Genomic DNA, 16,396 nt, shown 5'->3' with positions numbered 1-16,396 from the left:
CGCGCGGGGCCACGTCCCGCCGCTGCGTGCGATGCGTCAGCGGACCACGTGGACCGAGCAATGCGCGCGCCGGACAACGCGTGCGGCGGTGGAGCCGAGCATATAGTCGCTGGCATCCGGGCTTTGCGATCCCATGATGATCAGGCCGCAGTCATTGGCCCTGGCAAAGCGGATGATCTCCAGGCCGGGCTTGCCGGTGGTCACCTCGCAATCGATGTTCTCCGCGCCTTCCGTCGCCGCCTCGAGCCGTTCCAGCACCCGTTGGGTCAGGTGGTTCTCGGACTTCACGGTCACGAATTCGGCCACGAACCCGCTGACCTTTTCAAGCACGGTCAGCAGGATGATACGGCCGCCGGGCGAGAGCAGTCTGCGCGCGACTTCGATCTTGCGCGGCACCATCGCCTCGTGGTCGATCGCGACGGGAATGAGGATCTTGCTGTGCATTGTCTGGTCTCCTTTGTCGGGATGTGCGGGGTCACGGGGATGGCGTCGGCAACAGCAACAGGGCAACGACGATGATGATCGCCAGAAACACCGTTTCGGCCAAAAGCAGCGCCGCCGCGGGTTTGCCGACCTTGAGGATTTCCTGCGGGCGCGTCTTGAGCCCCACCGCCGCGATCGCGATCAGCAACAGCCAGGCCGATGCGCCCTGGGCGACCTGGGTGACCGCCTGCGGCAGTGCCACGACCGAATTCAGGGTGGCCAGAACGATGAATGCCACGACAAAGCCGGGCACCAGCGGCGGCCGTTCGCCCTCGGTCGGGGCCGATGCGCTGGCGCGGATGATCATCGCGGCCACGATCACCACGGGCGCCAGCATCGACACGCGCAGCAACTTGACCAGCGTCGCGGTCTCGCCCGCGGACTCCGAGATCGAGAAGCCCGCGCCGACCACCTGGGCGACATCGTGGATGGTGGCCCCGATGAAGATGCCCGAGGTCGTATCGTCGAACCCGAAAAGGCCGATCAGGGCGGGATAGATGATCATCGCCACGGTCGACAGGATCGTCACACCCACCACCGTAAAGACCAGCCGGTCCTCGGATTTGTCGTCCTTGGGCAGGATCGCCGCGATGGCCAGCGCGGCAGAGGCCCCGCAGATCGCGACCGACCCGGCGGACAGGAACGCGAAGCGGTGTCTGAACCCGAACCACCGGGCGGCACCAAGACCGAAGCCGATGGTCGCGATCACCGCGCCGACGATCATGCCGACGATGGGCCAGCCAAGCGCGCTGATCATGTCAAAGCTGACCCGCAGCCCCAGCAGGGCCACGCCGAGCCGCAGCAGCGTGCGCGCGCCAAAGGCGATGCCCGGACCGCAGCGCACGTCCTGCGCGAGGAAATTGAGCGCGATGCCGAACAGCAAGGCCAGCAGCATCGAGGGTGCGCCGTAATGCTCGGACACGAACTTGCTGGCAAGCGCGATGACCAGTGCGACGGTGAGCCCCGGCACCGCGGCCCGCAGCGTATCGACCCAGCCCTGCGCGGTCATTGCAGGCCCGCTTTGCGGGTGCGGCACGTGCGATCAATCCGCATTGCACAGGCTCCTTGCCAGATCAAGGTAGTGCCGCGGCACCGACAGCCCGTGGTCCCGCGCCTCCGCGATGGCGGCCAGGCGGCGGGTGCCGGGCAGACGTGCGCCCTCGAGCCCGGCGATCAGGCCCAGCAGCCCTTCCAGCCGATCGGCAAAGCCGCCCGCCGCGCCGTCCTCGGGCCGGATGGCGATCAGGGTCTGGCCGACGCGCGGCGGCGCGCCTTCGGCGTCGAAAAACGATGTCGCCTCGGTGCTGAGCGCGCTGCCGGTCAGCAGCGCGGCCAGGATTTCGACCATCAGCGCCAGCGAGGTGCCCTTGGCGTCGCCGATCGGGCGCATGGTGCCGTCCAGTGCGGCCTTGGCATCCGTGGTGGGCTGCCCGGCGGCATCCAGCGCCCAGCCTTCGGGAATGGGCTGGCCGGATTTATAGGCGTTCATCACCTTGCCGCGCGCCACCTTCGACAGCGACAGGTCGATGACCAGCGGCGCGGTCTGCGCGCGCGGCACGGCAAAGGCGATGGGGTTTGTGCCGAACACCGGCACATGGCTGCCCCAGGGGGCTATGGCCTTGGGCGCGTTGGCGAACATCAGGCCGATCAGCCCGGCGCGCGCAAGCTTTTCCACCTGCACCGACAGCGCCCCGCAGTGGTGCGAATTGGCCACCCCCATGACCGCGATGCCCTGTTCGAGCGCCACCGGAATGCCCGCCGCGATGGCGGCATCCATCGCCGGATAGGCAAAGCCGCAGTCGGCATCCACCCGCAAGGACGCGGCGCGAAGGGTCTGAACGCTGATCTGCGCCCGGGCGTTGATCTTGCCCGACCGCACCTGCGCGACGTAGTCGCCCAGCCGCGAGAACCCGTGGCCCACCTGGCCTTCGGCCTCTGCCGCGACAAGCGCCTCGGCCACCGAGGTGGCGGGACCGGAGGGCACGCCCGCCGTGGTCAGGGCACGGCAAATCAGATCTGTCGCATCGGCCAGGCCGATGCGTTCAACTTGGGTCATGGTCGGGCCAATCGATGCAATTTGAATCGGGGCGATCCGCAGATCCGCGGACCGCCCCAACCGGGGGGTCAGGCGCTGCGGTAGAGTTTGGTCATCGAGAATTCCCGATGGCCCAGAGCTTCGGCAGCGGTGTTGCGGCCATTCGCGGTGCGACGGATCATTTCAATCAGGTCGTCGCCGGCCTCGTCGATGGTCTTGTCGCGCCGCAGGATGCCCGACACGTCGACGTCGATATGCTCGGACATGGTGCGCACGGTGCGCGGGTTGGCCGTGATCTTGATGACCGGCACGATCGGGTTGCCGACCACGTTGCCCTGACCGGTGGGGAAGGTGTGCAGAACCGCACCGCCCGCCGCCATCAGCGTCACGCATTCCGCCGCCGCCGAGGAGCTGTCCATGAAATACAGGCCATTGCCCGAATTCGGCGCTTCGGCCGGCCCGAGGATGTCGATGTATTTCGATGTCCGGCCGATCTTTTCGAGGTTGCCCAAGGCCTTTTCCTCGATGGTGGTCAGACCGCCCTCGATGTTGCCCTTGGTGGGCTGGCTGTCGGACAGATCGTCGGTCTGGTGGGCAAAGATGACGTCTTCGGAATAGGCTTTCCACATCTTGTACCAGCGCTCGCCGACCTCGGGCGTGGCCGCGCGCTCCTTGCAGATGTGCTCGGCGCCGGTGATCTCTGAGGTTTCTCCGAAAAAGCCGTAGATCCCTTCGGGCAGCAGTTTGTCGTACATGTTGCCGACCGTGGGGCACGACCCAAGTCCGGTCGTGGTGTCGCTCTCGCCGCATTTGGTCGAGACCCAAAGCTCGGAGATGGAGCATTCCTCGCGTTGCAGTTCGGTCGCGTAATGGACGTATTCCTTGGCCTTCCAGCCGGCGCGGCGGATGGTCTCGAAATCGCCGTTCTGCTCGATCGAGAAGCCTTCGACGGGCTTGCCGGTGGCGGCGATGCCGTCGACGATCTTCTTGGTCCAGCCGGGTTCGATCCCGATGACGACCACGGCCGCCACGTTGGGGTTGGCGCCGGTGCCGATGATGGTGCGGAAGTGCACGTCGAGGTCTTCGCCGAATTGCAGACGGCCATAGGCATGGGGTATCGCCATCGTGCCCTTGACGTTGTTGGCCACGGCCTCGCAGGCGGCATTGGAAATATCGTCAACCGGCAGGATCAGCACGTGATTGCGGACCCCTACCCGGCCATTGTCGCGGCGATAGCCCTGGACGGTGATATTGGAATATTTGGATGTCATGATCGGTGTCCTTACCAGCGCTTGGTTTTGCAGTTGTGGGTGTGAACGTGGCCGCCCTTGGGAATGTCGGCGGTGATCTTGCCGATGTCCTCGCCGTATTTGATGGCGGTGTCCCCGGCCTTGAGATCGGTCAGCGCGATCTTGTGACCGATGGGCACATCCGCGCCCGAGGTCAGACGGAAGGTGGAATTGTCGTGGGTGATGCAGCACAGCATGTCGGTGCCTGCGGTCAGCCCCTCGACGACCACCACGCCCACATTGTCGGCCTCTTCGTGGACCAACAAATGGGGGATTTCGTTCGGGATAGGTTTGCTTGTGTCGGCCATTGGCGTCTCCAGTTATGCGGGTTTCAGAATGATTTTCGGGCTGGCAATCCGGCCTGAACGGATATCGGCAAAGGCTGTGGTGCCTTCGCTGAGGGGGCGGGTTTCGGTCCAGTCGAGCGGGCCGAGGCGACCGTCGAACATCGCGGCACAGGTATCGCGGAAATCTTCGGCGGTATAGGTATAGGTTCCGATAAAGGTGATCTCCTGCAGTGTCAGACGGCGAATATCGAGGCCCGCGGCCCCCCCGCCCAGCCCGATGTGCAGGATCACCCCGCCGGGGCGCGTGGCCGCGGAGGCGGTGGCGCGGGTGGCGTCAAAGCCGACGCCGTCCAGCGTAATGTCGAACCGCTGGTCCGCGGGCAGTTCATCGGGCGCAAGCACCTTGTAGCTGCCGTTGTCGGCCAGGTAGGCGCGGCGCAGGGCGTTGGGTTCGATCAGGGTCACGTCGCCGACGCCCTGCGCCACGAGGCTGAGCGCCGCGCCGACGCCGATCGCGCCGCCGCCGATGACAAGCGCCGTTTCCGGCGTCTGCGCGCCGCAGGCCGTGATCCCAAGCCGCACCGCGTGCCAGCCGCAGGCGATCGGTTCGGCCAGTGCCGCCTGTTCCAGCGTCACGTCATCGGGAACCGCGACGAGGTTGCGTTCGGGCATGGCCACGAATTGCGCAAAGGCGCCTTCGCGCGGCGGCATCGAGATGATCTGCCGGGTCGCGCAGAGGTTGTCGCGGCCCGCCCGGCAGGCCGGGCAGTCGCCGCAGGTCACCAGCGGGTTGATCGTCACGCGCGCGCCGTCGCGGGGGCCGCCGACGATGGTCCCTGCCCCTTCGTGACCCAGGATCAGGGGCGCGGGGCGCCGTTCGTCGTGCCCCAGATAGGCGTGCATGTCCGATCCGCAGATCCCGACACTGTCGATGCGGATCAGGTGATCGCCCTCGGCGGGCGTCGGGTCCGGCACATCGCGCAGCGCCATCGCCTCGGGTGCTAGATAGACAAGCGCTTTCATTTTGCGGTGAATCCTCCGTCGACCATCAGCACCTGTCCGGTCACGTAACCGCAGGCGTCAGAGCAAAAGAACAGGAGCGGGCCGTCGATATCCTCGGGCACGCCGTTGCGGCCGATGCAGGTCTGCGCGGCGTTGCGCGCCGCCCGGTCGGGGTCGTTGAACACCGCCGCCGTCAGTTCGGTCGGAAAGAACCCCGGCCCCAGCGCATTGACGGTGATGCCGTCGCGCGACCAGGCTTCGGCCATCGCGCGGGTCAGTTGCGCCACGCCGCCCTTGGACGCGCCATAGGCCAGCCCGCCGGGAAAGGCGCGCGTGGATTGCAGCGAGGCGAAATTGACGATCCGGCCCCAGCCCTTCGATTTCATCGCGGGCACGAGATGCTGCGACAGAAAGAACGGTGCGGCCAGATTGAGGTTGAGCGTGATGTCCCAACCCTCCGCCGTGACCTGATCGGCGGCCTCGCGGGTGTTTATCCCCGCCGCGTGGACCAGTATGTCGGGCGCGCCGAACGGCTTTGCCGCGGCCTTGGCCAGCTCCGCCAGTCCGGCGCGATCGCTCAGATCCCAGGGCAGCGGCGCGATGTCGCCCGGCGCGTCGTCCTGCAACGACGCAAGCGCATCGGCGCGCCGGGCCACCGCGACCACCCTGGCCCCCGCCTGCGACAGGGCCAGCGCGGCGCGGCGTCCGAGGCCGGAACTGGCCCCGGTCACGCAGGCCACATGGCCGGTCAGGTCGGGATGAAGGGCGTTCGCCATGGGTCAGTCTTCCGCCGTGAGGTCGAATTCTTCATCGGGAAAGAACTTCGACAGGCGAATGTCGGCGGTGCGGGCATGGCCCTCCATCCCCTCCAGCCGCGCGATGCGGGCGGTTGCCTGGGCCACGTGCTTGGCCGCGTCGCGGGTGGACCGCTGCCAGGTCACGATCTTCATGTACTTGTGCACCGAAAGCCCGCCCGTATAGGACGCGGCCCCCGAGGTCGGCAGCACGTGGTTGGTGCCCGACGCCTTGTCGCCAAAGGCCACCGTGGTCTCTTCGCCCAGGAACAGCGAGCCGTAGCACGACAGGCGGTCGAGCCACCAATCCAGATCCTGCGCCTGCACGGTCAGGTGTTCCGGTGCGTAGTCGTCCGATGTCGCGGCCATTTCCTCGCGGTCGGCGCACAGGATGACCTCGGCATAGTCGCGCCATGCGGCACGGGCGTTGTCGCGGTTCACCTCCGGCAGATCCTCGATGAGTTCGGGCACCAGGCGCATCACCTCCTCGGCCACTTCGCGGCTGTCCGTCACCAGCCAGACGGGCGAGTTGTAGCCATGTTCCGCCTGCCCGACCAGATCGACGGCGGCGACCATCGGATCGGCGGTGGCATCGGCCAGGATCAGGCTGTCGGTCGGCCCGGCGATCATGTCGATGCCGACACGTCCGAACAGCATCCGCTTGGCTTCGGCCACGAACTGGTTGCCGGGACCGACGAGGATGTTGGCCTTGGGCAGACCGAAAAGACCGAAGGTCATCGCGGCCACGCCCTGTACGCCGCCCATCGCCATGATCTTGTCCGCGCCGCAGATATGCGCGGCGTAGATGATCGCGGGCGGCACCCCCTGTCCGGGACGCGGCGGAGAACAGGCGACGATGTGCTTGCAGCCCGCGACCTTGGCGGTGGTGACCGTCATGATCGCGCTCGCGATGTGGCTGTAGCGGCCACCGGGCACATAGCAGCCCGCGGCATGGACCGGCACGCTTTTCTGGCCTGCCGTCATGCCGGGGATCACCTCGACTTCGAAATCCTTGAGGCTGGCCTTTTGCGCCTCGGCGAATTTCTTGACGTTCTTGTGCGAGAACTGGATGTCGGCCTTGAGTTTGTCGGACACCTGCGCGATCGCCGCGTCGATGTCTGCCTGGCTCAGCAGCACGGGACCATCGTACTGGTCGAATTTCGCCGCGTATTCCATCGCCTTGTCATCACCGCCGGCCTCGATGTCGTCGAGGATGTTGCGGACGATCTCCTTGACTTCGGAAGCATCGCTTCTCGAGGTCAATGTCGCTTTCTTGAGATACTCACGTGTCATGGGAAGCCCATCCTATTTGTAGTTGTCCGGAAGGAGTGTTGTGGAGATCGCCGGGATGTAGGCGATCATCAGCGTGACGATCAGCATGAAGAACACGAAGGGGATGGCCCGGGCCGCGATCTTCAATATCGATTCCCCGGTGATCCCCGACACCACAAAAAGGTTCAGACCGAGGGGCGGTGTGATGAAACCCACACCCAGGGCGGTGATCATCATGATACAGAACTGGATCTCGTTCATCTCGATGCTCTCGGCCAGCGGATAGAGGATCGGCGCGAGGATCACGATGTTCGGCGTCGTCTCCATCACGCAGCCCGCCGCGATCAGGATCAGCACCATCAAGAGGATCAGGACACGCGGATCATCCGTCAGCGAGGTGACCGAAAAGACAAATCCCTGCGGCACGCCGAGAATGGCAAGCGCCTGCGCCAGCGGCAGCGAGAACGCGATGATCGGCAGGATGACCCCGTTGACCTTGGCCGAACTGACCAGCATCGCGGGAAAATCCGAGAATTTCAGCGTTCCGAGGATGAAGCCGATGGCGATCGTCACGACGACGGCCACCGCGCCGGCTTCGGTCGGGGTCAGGCGGCCCGAGAAGATGCCGTAGAAGATGATGCCGGGCACGATAAAGGCGTACCAGCCCGATTTCAGCGCCCCAAGCAGGTTCATCCCCCACTCACCCCAGGTCAGCAATCCACCGGCCTCGTAGGCATGGCGCCGGTTGATGATGACGTTGGTGATCAGGATCGACAGAAGGATCAGCAGACCCGGAATCACGGCGGCAAGGAACAGGATCGACACGTTCACGCCCAGCACGAGACCGATGATGATATAGGCGATCGACGGCGGGATCAGGATGCCGGTACAGGCCCCCGCCGCCACCAGCGCGCAGGCATATGGCCGGGGATAGCCGCTCTCGACCAGCCGGTCGATGGTCATCCGACCCACGGCGGCGGCCCCTGCCGCATCCGACCCCGAGATCGCCGCGAACATGCCGCAGACCAGGACCGTGGCAGACCCGAAGCCGCCCTTGGCCCAGCAGGTGATCGCCTCGGCCACATCGAGAAATTTCTTGGACAGGCCGGTCCGCACCAGCACGTCGCCCGTCAGGATGAACAGCGGCACCGCCGTCAGTGCGAAATGGTCGATCCCGTGGAACAGGCTTTCGCCGACCAGCGACAAGGGCAGCGCGCCCGACATCACGAGCATCAGGATCGCGCCCGAGCCGATCGCGGCCCAGACCGGAACCGCCAGCGACACAAGGACCACGAACACGATGACCGGAAGGTAGAAATCCCACCCGAGATCAACCGCCTGGTTCTGGAGTTGTTGCCAAAGCATGATCTATCCCCTCAATCGAAGAGCTTGTCGCCTTCGTACACGGAGCGCCCGTGACGAAGATCGGAAATGTCCCGAAGAAAGGACTGAACCAGTCGCAGCATGACCAGCGCGAAGCCGAAGGGTACGGCGGACAGGAAGAACACCTGGCTGATGCGCAACCCGTGGGTGACCGACCCGAACTTCCACGACACCGCCACCGCCTCGAACGACCAGTAAAGCGCGATCAGCGCCACGATGAACATCACGACATCGCCAAGGATATACAGCAGCGTCTTGAGGGTCATGGGCACGTAATTCATGATCACGTCGATGCGGATGTGGCCGCGCTCCTTGACCGCCGCGGCGGCGCCGATCCACGCCAGGTAGATAAAGGAATAGCGGACGATCTCTTCGCCCCAGATCGAGGAATAGGAAAACACCTCGCGCCGGATGACCTCGATGAACATCGTGCCCACCAGCATCACGTAAAAGACAAGCAGCAGCCACCGTTCGCCGTTGTTGTCCAGGGATTTAATGATTTTTGACATGCGGCCCTCCGTCAGGGTGCGCGACAAGCGTCACCCGCGCGCGTAAAACTGCGCCGTGCTTGGAAAACTCGGGGTTGACCGGCGCCGCCCGTGTGCAGCGCCGGTCGCTGTGATCTTATGCGTCGTGGACGTAGTGGCGGCCCATCGTGCCTGCCGCCTCTTCGAGCTTGGCAAAGGTGTCCATGTCGCCCGCAAGCTCCATCTTGAACTGATCCCATTCGCTAAGCTGGTAGCCGCCCGCGGCCTTCCATTCGCCAAGCTGATCATCGGTCAGCGTATGGAATTCGACGCCGTTCTTGGTCAGCTCGGACATCGCATAGGCCCGTGCCGCCGGCACCTTGGCAAGGTTCTGCGCCTGGGTGATCTCGCCGGCGAATTCGATGCCTTCCTGCACGTCGGTCGGCAGGCTTTCGAACCATTCGAGGTTGATCGAATAGACCTGGCTGTCCGGCACCGCCTGGGTAAAGGTCACATGGCTGAGGATTTCGCCGAAGCCGAAGACATGCAGCGCGCCCACCGACGGATCGAGCGCATCGGCCACGCCCTGGCGGATCGCCGAAGGTGTCTCGCCCCATGCGACGGGTGTCGGGTTGGCGCCGACCATTCGGTAGTATTGCTGCAACATCGCCGACCCCGGAACCCGGAATTTGACCCCGGCCATGTCACCGGGCGTGATGATCGCATTGCCACCCTGGCGCACGGCCACGACCCGCGGGTCGATGACGATATAGAACAGCGCCTTGAAACCGGATGCCGCGATTTTCGGATTGACCTCCGACTTCCACGCGTCGGAGCTGGTCAGGTTGGTGAACCGCTGGTTCGAGCCGCAGAAATACGGCAGGTTGATCAGGTCGACGACACTTGCGAAGGGCGCGAAGTTCGACAGCGAGTGCTGCGCGCACTGGATCGTGCCGCCCTGGACCGCCTGCGCCAGCGCACCGCCCGCACCAAGCTGACCGCCGGGGGCCAGACGCACATAGACCTTGCCGTTGGTCATGTTCTGGATGTTTTCCTTGAGGTCGAGCTGCATGATCGGATAGCTGCGATCGGCGCTCAGGACATAGGCCGTGGCAAGCGTCATGGTGTGATCGGCCGCAGCTTCGCGGTCGCGTTCCTCGGCGGCGGTCTGGGCCACGGCCTCGTCGGACCACAGCAGCCCGGCCGCACCGGCGACCATGGCGGTGGTGAACCCGCCCGTGCCCACCAGCTTCAGGAAATTGCGGCGCTCGGCCGATTCCAGATCCTTGCGATTGTCATTCATTTGGCTTCCTCCCATAGAAACACATCAGTGGTTGATCTTCTTGTCAGCTTTCGCGCGCGCTTCGCGTTTCAAGATACCGACTACAAAGGAAATGGACGCAGCGAAAAGCAACAACATCTCTGCGACGTTTCCAAGCAACGGTGCGTTGCTGGCAGCACCGACCGCGACGTTGGCAGTGAATACAGCCACCAGGATCAAAGCAATGAAAAATGCCATTTTCGGTCCCTCCCTATCGCCTCTCCCAAGCGATTCGAGATAAATGTAAGCGCTTACACGTTTTCGTGCAAGCGTTTACATTACCCTCTTGCTGGTATCCGCATCGAATTCGTATATTGGCGCCTCATCCTGTTCGAAACAAATGCGGGAACGCCGTGCGGATCAAGACACCCAAGACCGGATCGGCCGTGCCGACCCTGGCCGACGTGGCCCGGCACGCCAACGTCTCGACGGCGACCGTGTCGCGCTGTCTGAATTCGCCCGACCAGGTGGTTGGCGAAACCCGCAAGCGTGTGCTGAAGGCGGTGCAGGACCTGGGCTATGCGCCGAACTTCAGCGCTCGCGCGCTGGCCGCGAAACGCACCAAGACGATCGGCGCGGTCATTCCCACGATGGACAATTCCATCTTTGCCCGCGGCATACAGGCGTTTCAGGAAGAATTGGGCCGTCACGGATTCACGCTGCTGATCGCCAGTTCCGCGTACCGCGAAGACCTTGAGGAAGAGCAGATCAGGACGCTTGCGGCGCGCGGCGCCGATGCCCTGTTGCTGATCGGGTATCATCGCAACCGGGCCGTCTATGACATGCTGACCGCACGCAACCTGCCGGTTCTGGTGGCCTGGGCCTATCATGCGGACGCGCCGCAGATGTCCATCGGGTTCGACAACGTGACGGCGATGGCGGGGCTTGCGCGGCTGGCCATCGGCAAGGGACACCGCAGACTTGGCTTCATCTCGGCGCCGGGCGCGACGAATGACCGTGCCCGCGACCGGGTCGCCGGCGTGCGGCGCGCCATGCGCGAGGCCGGGCTTCGCGATACCGACCTCAGCCTCGTGGAAACCCAATACGGCATTGAAACCGGAGAGGCGGCGTTTCGCGAGATCATGACCTCGGCCACCCCGCCGACCGTGGTGCTGTGCGGCAACGACGTGTTGGCGGTCGGCGCGCTCAGGGCCGCAAAGGAAATGGGGCTTCGGGTTCCGCAGGACGTATCGATCACCGGGTTCGACGACATCGAACTGGCGATGCTGGCAGAGCCGCCATTGACGACCGTGCACGTGCCGCACCGCGAAATGGGCCGCCGCGCCGCCGGTATGCTGGTGCAGATCCTGACCGGTCAGGGCCGACCCGACAATGTCGAGCTGAAGACCGATATCCGCATTCGCCAAACGCTTGGCCCGCCACCGCCCGAGCGGTGAACCGGCGCGCCGGACCGCCCGGGCGGGCGGGCGGTGCCGCACCGTCACTCGGGCTCACGCGGTCGCGGGCTGTCCGGGTCATCGCCCGGCGCGACCGCCAGCCACGCCTGACCAAGAACCAGCGGCACGAAACTGGCCGCGACGGCCAGCGCCAGCCCCTGCCAGCCGGGGGCCGGCAGACCCAGCAAGGCGGCCAGCGACGGCACCCAGAGCGCCAGCCCGACCAGACCGAGGCACAGCGCGATCGCGCCCCAGACATGCGGGTTGCGCGTGACCTCGTTGACGAAGGGGCTGGCATCGGGGTCGCGCACGTTGAACACGTTCCAAAGCTGCGCAAGCGCCAGCGTGACGAAAGCCACCGTCACCGCCGTGCCAGTGTCCAGTCCAAGCCAGAAGAGCGCAAGCGCATAGGCCCCGAGGGTGGCGACGGTGATCGCCACGCCAAGACATCCGATCAGGATCCAGCGGGGACGGTTCACGATGGCCTCGTCACGGGCGCGGGGCGGTTTGTGCATGACCGTGCCGTCCCCCTGCCCAAGTCCCAGCGCGAAGGCGGGAAACACATCCGTGACGAGGTTCAGAAACAGGATTTGCAGCGGCAGCAGCGGCGCGGGCAGCCCTGCGCCCACGGCCAGCCCGACGACCAGAACCTCGCTGACATTGCACGACATCAGGTAGACCACGAATTTGCGGATGTTGTCGAAGATCACCCGCCCCTGCCGCATCGCCGCGATGATGGTGCCGAAGGCGTCATCGCGCAGCACCATATGCGCCGCCTCCTGGGCGACCTGCGTGCCACGGCGGCCCATCGCAATGCCGATATCGGCTTTCTTGAGGGCCGGGGCGTCGTTGACGCCGTCACCCGTCATCGCGACCACATGACCTTCGGTCTGAAACAGCGTCACCAGGTCGAGCTTGGTTTCCGGGGCGACCCGCGCGAACACATCCGCGGACAGGGCGCGCGCGCGGTCCTCGGGGCTGGTGTCCTCGCCGGCGATCCTGCCCAGATCCCGCCCCTCGACCACGACAAGATCGTCGCCGCCAAGCCCTGCCCTGCGCGCGATCGTCTCGGCGGTGTCGGCATGATCGCCGGTCAGCATGATCACGCGCACCCCCGCCGTCAGGCTTTCGCCGATCGCCTTGGGCACATCCGCGCGCACCGGGTCCAGCAGGCAGACCAGACCGACCAGGGTCAGGCCCGTATAGGGGTCGGCATCGGCGTCGGCCTCCTCCTTCATGGCCAGCGCCAGAAGCCGCAGCCCTTCGCGGGCCGCGCGGCCGCTGCGCTCGTGCCAGTCCGCGCGGCCCTGCGCATCGAGCGGCTGCGGCCCCTGCGGCCCCAGCACGCGGTCGCAGACGTCGATCACGGCTTCGGGCGCGCCCTTGACCGCATGGACATGCGCGCCCCCGTCGTCGTGCACCGTGGCCATCATCTTGCGAGCCGGGTCAAAGGCATGCTTTGCGACTTGTCGATATCGGTCCAGCAGATCCGCGCGCGTCATCCCGGCGTCGCGCGCCGCGGCCAGCAGCGCCACCTCCATCGGGTCGCCGGACGGCGCGTCCTGTGCGCCGCCTTCGCCCAGCTGGGCGTTGTTGCACAGCGCCCCGATCCGCAGGGCCGCCGCGAGCCGGTCATCACGGGCGGGATCGAGCGGGCCCTGCGGCGTGATGAAACCCGACCCGCGCCCGGATGGGCCGGCCTCGACCTCGACCTCGGCGTCCTGCAGGATATAGCGCACGACCGTCATGCGGTTTTCGGTCAGCGTGCCCGTCTTGTCCGTCAGGATCACCGTCGTCGCGCCCAGCGTCTCGACCGAGGACAACCGGGTGATCAGGGCGTTGCGCTGGCTCATGCGCCACATGCCGCGCGCCAGGCTGAGCGTCGCCACCACGGGCAGGCCTTCGGGCACCGCCGCCACGGCAAGCGCGACGCCGGTCTGGATCATCGCCGCGATGTCCTGTCCGCGCAGGATCCCGGCCCCGATCGTCAAGGAGGCAAGGCCAAGCGTCAGCCAGACAAGGCGGTGGCCCAGCCGGTCGAGCCGGCGCTCAAGCGGCGCGACCTCGGGTTCGGCGCTCTGGGCAAGATCGCTGATCCGGCCAAGTTCGGTCTGCATGCCGGTGGCCACGACCATCCCCTCGCCCGTGCCTTCGGTGATCGCGGTGCCCTTGAACGCCATGCTGGTCCGGTCGCCAAGCACCGCCGATCCCGACACCGCGTCGGCCGACTTGAGCACCGGCGCGGATTCGCCGGTCAGGACGGATTCGTCGGCTTGCAGGTTCGAGGCATCCAACAGCCGCAGGTCCGCCGTGACGACATCGCCCGCCTCCAGGATCACCACGTCGCCCGGCACCAGGTCCTGGGCATCGATCTCGTGTACCTGGCCGCCCCGTCGCACCCGCGTGCGCACCTGTGCGATGCGCCTGAGCGCCTCCATCGACCGGGCCGCCTTGAGTTCGGTGAAGAACCCGATCGCCCCGTTGAGCGCGAGCACGACGACAATTGCGACCCCTTCGGCGAAATCGCCAAACGAAAAGGACATCAGCGCAGCCGCCGCCAACAGCCAGACGATGATGCTCTGGAACTGATGCGCAAGGATCGCGATGGCGCTCTTGCGTTTCTGCCGCAGCAGGCGGTTGGCCCCGAAGGCCGCGCGCCGCCGCGCGATTTCGGCCTGGTCAAGCCCGCTTTCGGGATCGCTGACCAGGGCCTTCGTCACTGCCCGGACCGGCATGGCAAAGGCGGTGTCGGGCGTATCCATCGGCACGGGCTCTCCTGTTGCCGCCCTGCGGGGTGCGGGGCGGAAGTGATGCAGGCAGTCTGGGGTGGAGGATCACGCGCCCCCGGTGCGGCGACCTTGATGCAGATCAACTGCCCGCCCGCGCCAGGGACGGGGGAATGCCCGCGCCCTCAATAGCGGCGTTCGAGGCGCCCCACCGACCGGGCAAAGCCGATTTCAGCGGCCCCGAGGACCAGAAGGTCGATCCCGACCATCAGGCCCAACGCCCAGGTCGCAGTGGATGGCAGCCCCAGAAGCAGCACAAGACCCAGAAGACACGACAACGCCCCCGAGAGCGCGAACCACCACCAGCCGTCGATGACCGGAAACCCGTGCCGCGACATCCACGCGGGCCGCAGCCACCAGGCAGAGAACAATTTGAACAGACCGCCAAGGATGAAGAACACGGCCAGGACGATGGTCAGCGTGACCGCGCCCTGCAGCGGAAAGAACAACAGCACCAGCCCCGCCAGCAGCGCCACACCGCCGAACAGTAGGTCAAAGAGCCGGTTGCCGGACGCCCCCGTGGACAGCGCCCGCAGAACCTGCACCACCCCCGATGCGGCCAGCACCGCACCGAACAGCAGTTCGACCGCCAGTGTCGCCGCAAAGGGAAAGAGCAAGGCCGCGACCCCCAGCGCAAGCGAGGCGACGCCCGACACCCAGAGCCAGACCCGCAGCCCCCGCAGCCCGCCGCGGCGGTCGCCTTCCACCCTGAATTCAGCCATGATCCTGCCCTTCTCCCTTGGTGTCACCGGTACGGTGCCGCGGCGCGATGCTCAGCCGCCCGTCGTGACATCGCTCATGTTCTGCGCCATGAAGGTCGGCTCGCCCAGACGGGCAAGCAGATTGCGCTGACGCTGCAGCCAGTCCATATGCCCTTCCTCCTCCTGAACGATGATCTCGAACAGGATGCGCGTGCCGATATCGCGGCTCTCCCCGGCCAGCCTTGCGGCCTCGGTATAGACTGCGATGGCGTTTTTCTCGTCGGCCAGATCGGCGCTGAACATCTCGTCCAGCGAGGCCGCCCGCCGGGGCCTGTCCGATGCCGCGACGACGGGATCCCCGCCCAGAAACAGGATGCGGTCGATGAAGCGCCCCGCGTGTCCCAGTTCTTCGGTCATCTCGGCGCGCATCCTCGCGGCGAGCACGTCAAGCCCCCAGTCGTCCAGGACATGCGCATGCAACAGATACTGGTTGATCGCCGACATCTCCATCGCCAGTGCGGTCTGCAGATTTTCAATGCTGTTGGCTTCGCGTCCCATGCCGTTCTCTCCTGCCGGGGATTTTTCGGTAAGCGCGGCACGCCGGCCGCAGGCTCAGCCAAAGCGGTCGGCGGCGCGGCGCACGGCCCGGGACAGATCGTCCCACGCGGCGTCCAGCCCGGATTTCAGGTCTTTCCACGCGTCGCCCTGCGCCTTGCGGAACGCTTCCAGCTTCTTGCGGGCCTCGTCTTGCTTGGCGCGCAGTTCTTTCGCTTCCGTCCTGAGGGCCTCGCGGGCCTCTGCGCCGACGTGTTCGGCCTTGGCCTCCAGCTTGTCGATCTCGGCCCTGAGGGTCTCCAGCCGGGTCTGGAGTTTCTGTCGGTAGGCGTCCTTGTCATCCATAATTCCGTTTCCTTCTCGGGGTGCAAAGTGGTTTGGTGGCCGGTGTCCGCCGCGGTCTGCCGCGTTTCGTCGGGCGCCGCGCGGGATCGGTCCGATGTGGCAGTATGCGGCGGACGGGGCCGGCCCACTTGACTTTCGTCAGTGTCGCGCGCCGGCTGGCCGAATTTGGCATCGATCCCCCCGGTCGGCTTGATTTGCGTCAGGACGCGTCGTCACCCATGCCCTATCCAGAGGGGCGGGCCGGTCATTGCCTGCCCGATGCCCCCGACGCGCAGACCC

17 protein-coding genes are annotated in these 16,396 nt (G+C 65.9%); 1 reads left to right on the top strand and 16 read right to left on the bottom strand.

The annotated features are described in order from the left end of the window. Nucleotides 1–36: 36 nt before the first annotated feature. The 12 genes from FDT80_RS01055 to FDT80_RS01000 all read right to left on the bottom strand — a co-directional run bounded on the left by FDT80_RS01055 (nt 37) and on the right by FDT80_RS01000 (nt 10,531). Nucleotides 37–444, bottom strand: a complete 408-nt coding sequence (locus FDT80_RS01055; protein WP_138660392.1) for a universal stress protein — start codon at nt 442–444, stop codon at nt 37–39. A gap of 31 nt (nt 445–475) precedes the next feature. Next, a complete protein-coding gene (locus FDT80_RS01050) occupies nt 476–1,492 on the bottom strand; it encodes a YeiH family protein (protein WP_138660391.1) in 1,017 nt (338 codons plus the stop codon). A gap of 33 nt (nt 1,493–1,525) precedes the next feature. Continuing rightward, a complete protein-coding gene (locus FDT80_RS01045) occupies nt 1,526–2,539 on the bottom strand; it encodes an Ldh family oxidoreductase (protein WP_138660390.1) in 1,014 nt (337 codons plus the stop codon). A gap of 68 nt (nt 2,540–2,607) precedes the next feature. Continuing rightward, nucleotides 2,608–3,789, bottom strand: coding sequence for a UxaA family hydrolase (locus FDT80_RS01040; RefSeq protein ID WP_138660389.1), 1,182 nt, complete (start codon nt 3,787–3,789; stop codon nt 2,608–2,610). 11 nt (nt 3,790–3,800) lie between these two features. Next, complete coding sequence (locus tag FDT80_RS01035) at nt 3,801–4,115, bottom strand: UxaA family hydrolase (RefSeq protein ID WP_138660388.1); 315 nt, start codon at nt 4,113–4,115, stop codon at nt 3,801–3,803. Between the two features lie 12 nt (nt 4,116–4,127). Further along, nucleotides 4,128–5,117, bottom strand: a complete 990-nt coding sequence (locus FDT80_RS01030) for an alcohol dehydrogenase catalytic domain-containing protein (RefSeq protein ID WP_138660387.1) — start codon at nt 5,115–5,117, stop codon at nt 4,128–4,130. Further along, nucleotides 5,114–5,872: an SDR family NAD(P)-dependent oxidoreductase gene (locus tag FDT80_RS01025; protein WP_138660386.1), complete on the bottom strand. Its 759-nt coding sequence runs from the start codon at nt 5,870–5,872 to the stop codon at nt 5,114–5,116. Before FDT80_RS01025 ends, FDT80_RS01030 begins: the two co-directional genes overlap by 4 nt. A 3-nt stretch (nt 5,873–5,875) precedes the next feature. Then, nucleotides 5,876–7,183 (bottom strand): histidinol dehydrogenase, encoded by a 1,308-nt coding sequence (gene hisD, locus FDT80_RS01020; protein ID WP_138660385.1) that lies wholly within the window; start codon nt 7,181–7,183, stop codon nt 5,876–5,878. Between the two features lie 12 nt (nt 7,184–7,195). Further along, nucleotides 7,196–8,527: a TRAP transporter large permease gene (locus FDT80_RS01015; protein WP_138660384.1), complete on the bottom strand. Its 1,332-nt coding sequence runs from the start codon at nt 8,525–8,527 to the stop codon at nt 7,196–7,198. 11 nt (nt 8,528–8,538) lie between these two features. Then, the gene (locus FDT80_RS01010) at nt 8,539–9,054 is read right to left on the bottom strand and encodes a TRAP transporter small permease (protein WP_138660383.1); all 516 of its coding nucleotides are present in this window, start codon (nt 9,052–9,054) and stop codon (nt 8,539–8,541) included. A 115-nt stretch (nt 9,055–9,169) separates the two neighbouring features. Beyond that, a complete protein-coding gene (locus FDT80_RS01005) occupies nt 9,170–10,315 on the bottom strand; it encodes a TRAP transporter substrate-binding protein (RefSeq protein ID WP_138660382.1) in 1,146 nt (381 codons plus the stop codon). 24 nt (nt 10,316–10,339) lie between these two features. Continuing rightward, on the bottom strand, nt 10,340–10,531 hold the full coding sequence (locus FDT80_RS01000; RefSeq protein WP_138660381.1) for a hypothetical protein: 192 nt from the start codon (nt 10,529–10,531) through the stop codon (nt 10,340–10,342). Nucleotides 10,532–10,686: 155 nt separating this feature from the next. Between FDT80_RS01000 and FDT80_RS00995 the strand changes: the two genes are divergently transcribed. After that, the gene (locus tag FDT80_RS00995) at nt 10,687–11,730 is read left to right on the top strand and encodes a LacI family DNA-binding transcriptional regulator (protein ID WP_246039787.1); all 1,044 of its coding nucleotides are present in this window, start codon (nt 10,687–10,689) and stop codon (nt 11,728–11,730) included. Between the two features lie 44 nt (nt 11,731–11,774). On the opposite strand, the gene FDT80_RS00990 is transcribed toward FDT80_RS00995, so the two are convergent. From FDT80_RS00990 to FDT80_RS00975, 4 genes are all read right to left on the bottom strand, one after another. Beyond that, a complete protein-coding gene (locus FDT80_RS00990) occupies nt 11,775–14,492 on the bottom strand; it encodes a cation-translocating P-type ATPase (RefSeq protein WP_138660379.1) in 2,718 nt (905 codons plus the stop codon). Between the two features lie 149 nt (nt 14,493–14,641). Further along, nucleotides 14,642–15,238 carry an HdeD family acid-resistance protein gene (locus FDT80_RS00985; protein ID WP_138660378.1) on the bottom strand — a complete coding sequence of 199 codons (597 nt, stop codon included), beginning with the start codon at nt 15,236–15,238 and terminating at the stop codon, nt 14,642–14,644. Between the two features lie 51 nt (nt 15,239–15,289). Then, nucleotides 15,290–15,775, bottom strand: a complete 486-nt coding sequence (locus FDT80_RS00980) for a bacterioferritin (RefSeq protein WP_138660377.1) — start codon at nt 15,773–15,775, stop codon at nt 15,290–15,292. Nucleotides 15,776–15,829: 54 nt separating this feature from the next. Continuing rightward, entirely contained in the window at nt 15,830–16,117 is a 288-nt protein-coding gene (locus FDT80_RS00975) for a sll1863 family stress response protein (protein ID WP_138660376.1), read from the bottom strand. Nucleotides 16,118–16,396: the final 279 nt, after the last annotated feature.

This window comes from Sulfitobacter sabulilitoris (genome assembly GCF_005887615.1).
Classification (GTDB): domain Bacteria; phylum Pseudomonadota; class Alphaproteobacteria; order Rhodobacterales; family Rhodobacteraceae; genus Sulfitobacter_E; species Sulfitobacter_E sabulilitoris.
The sequence above is the reverse complement of the archived record's forward strand: the minus strand, read 5'-3'. Positions and strand labels throughout refer to the sequence as shown.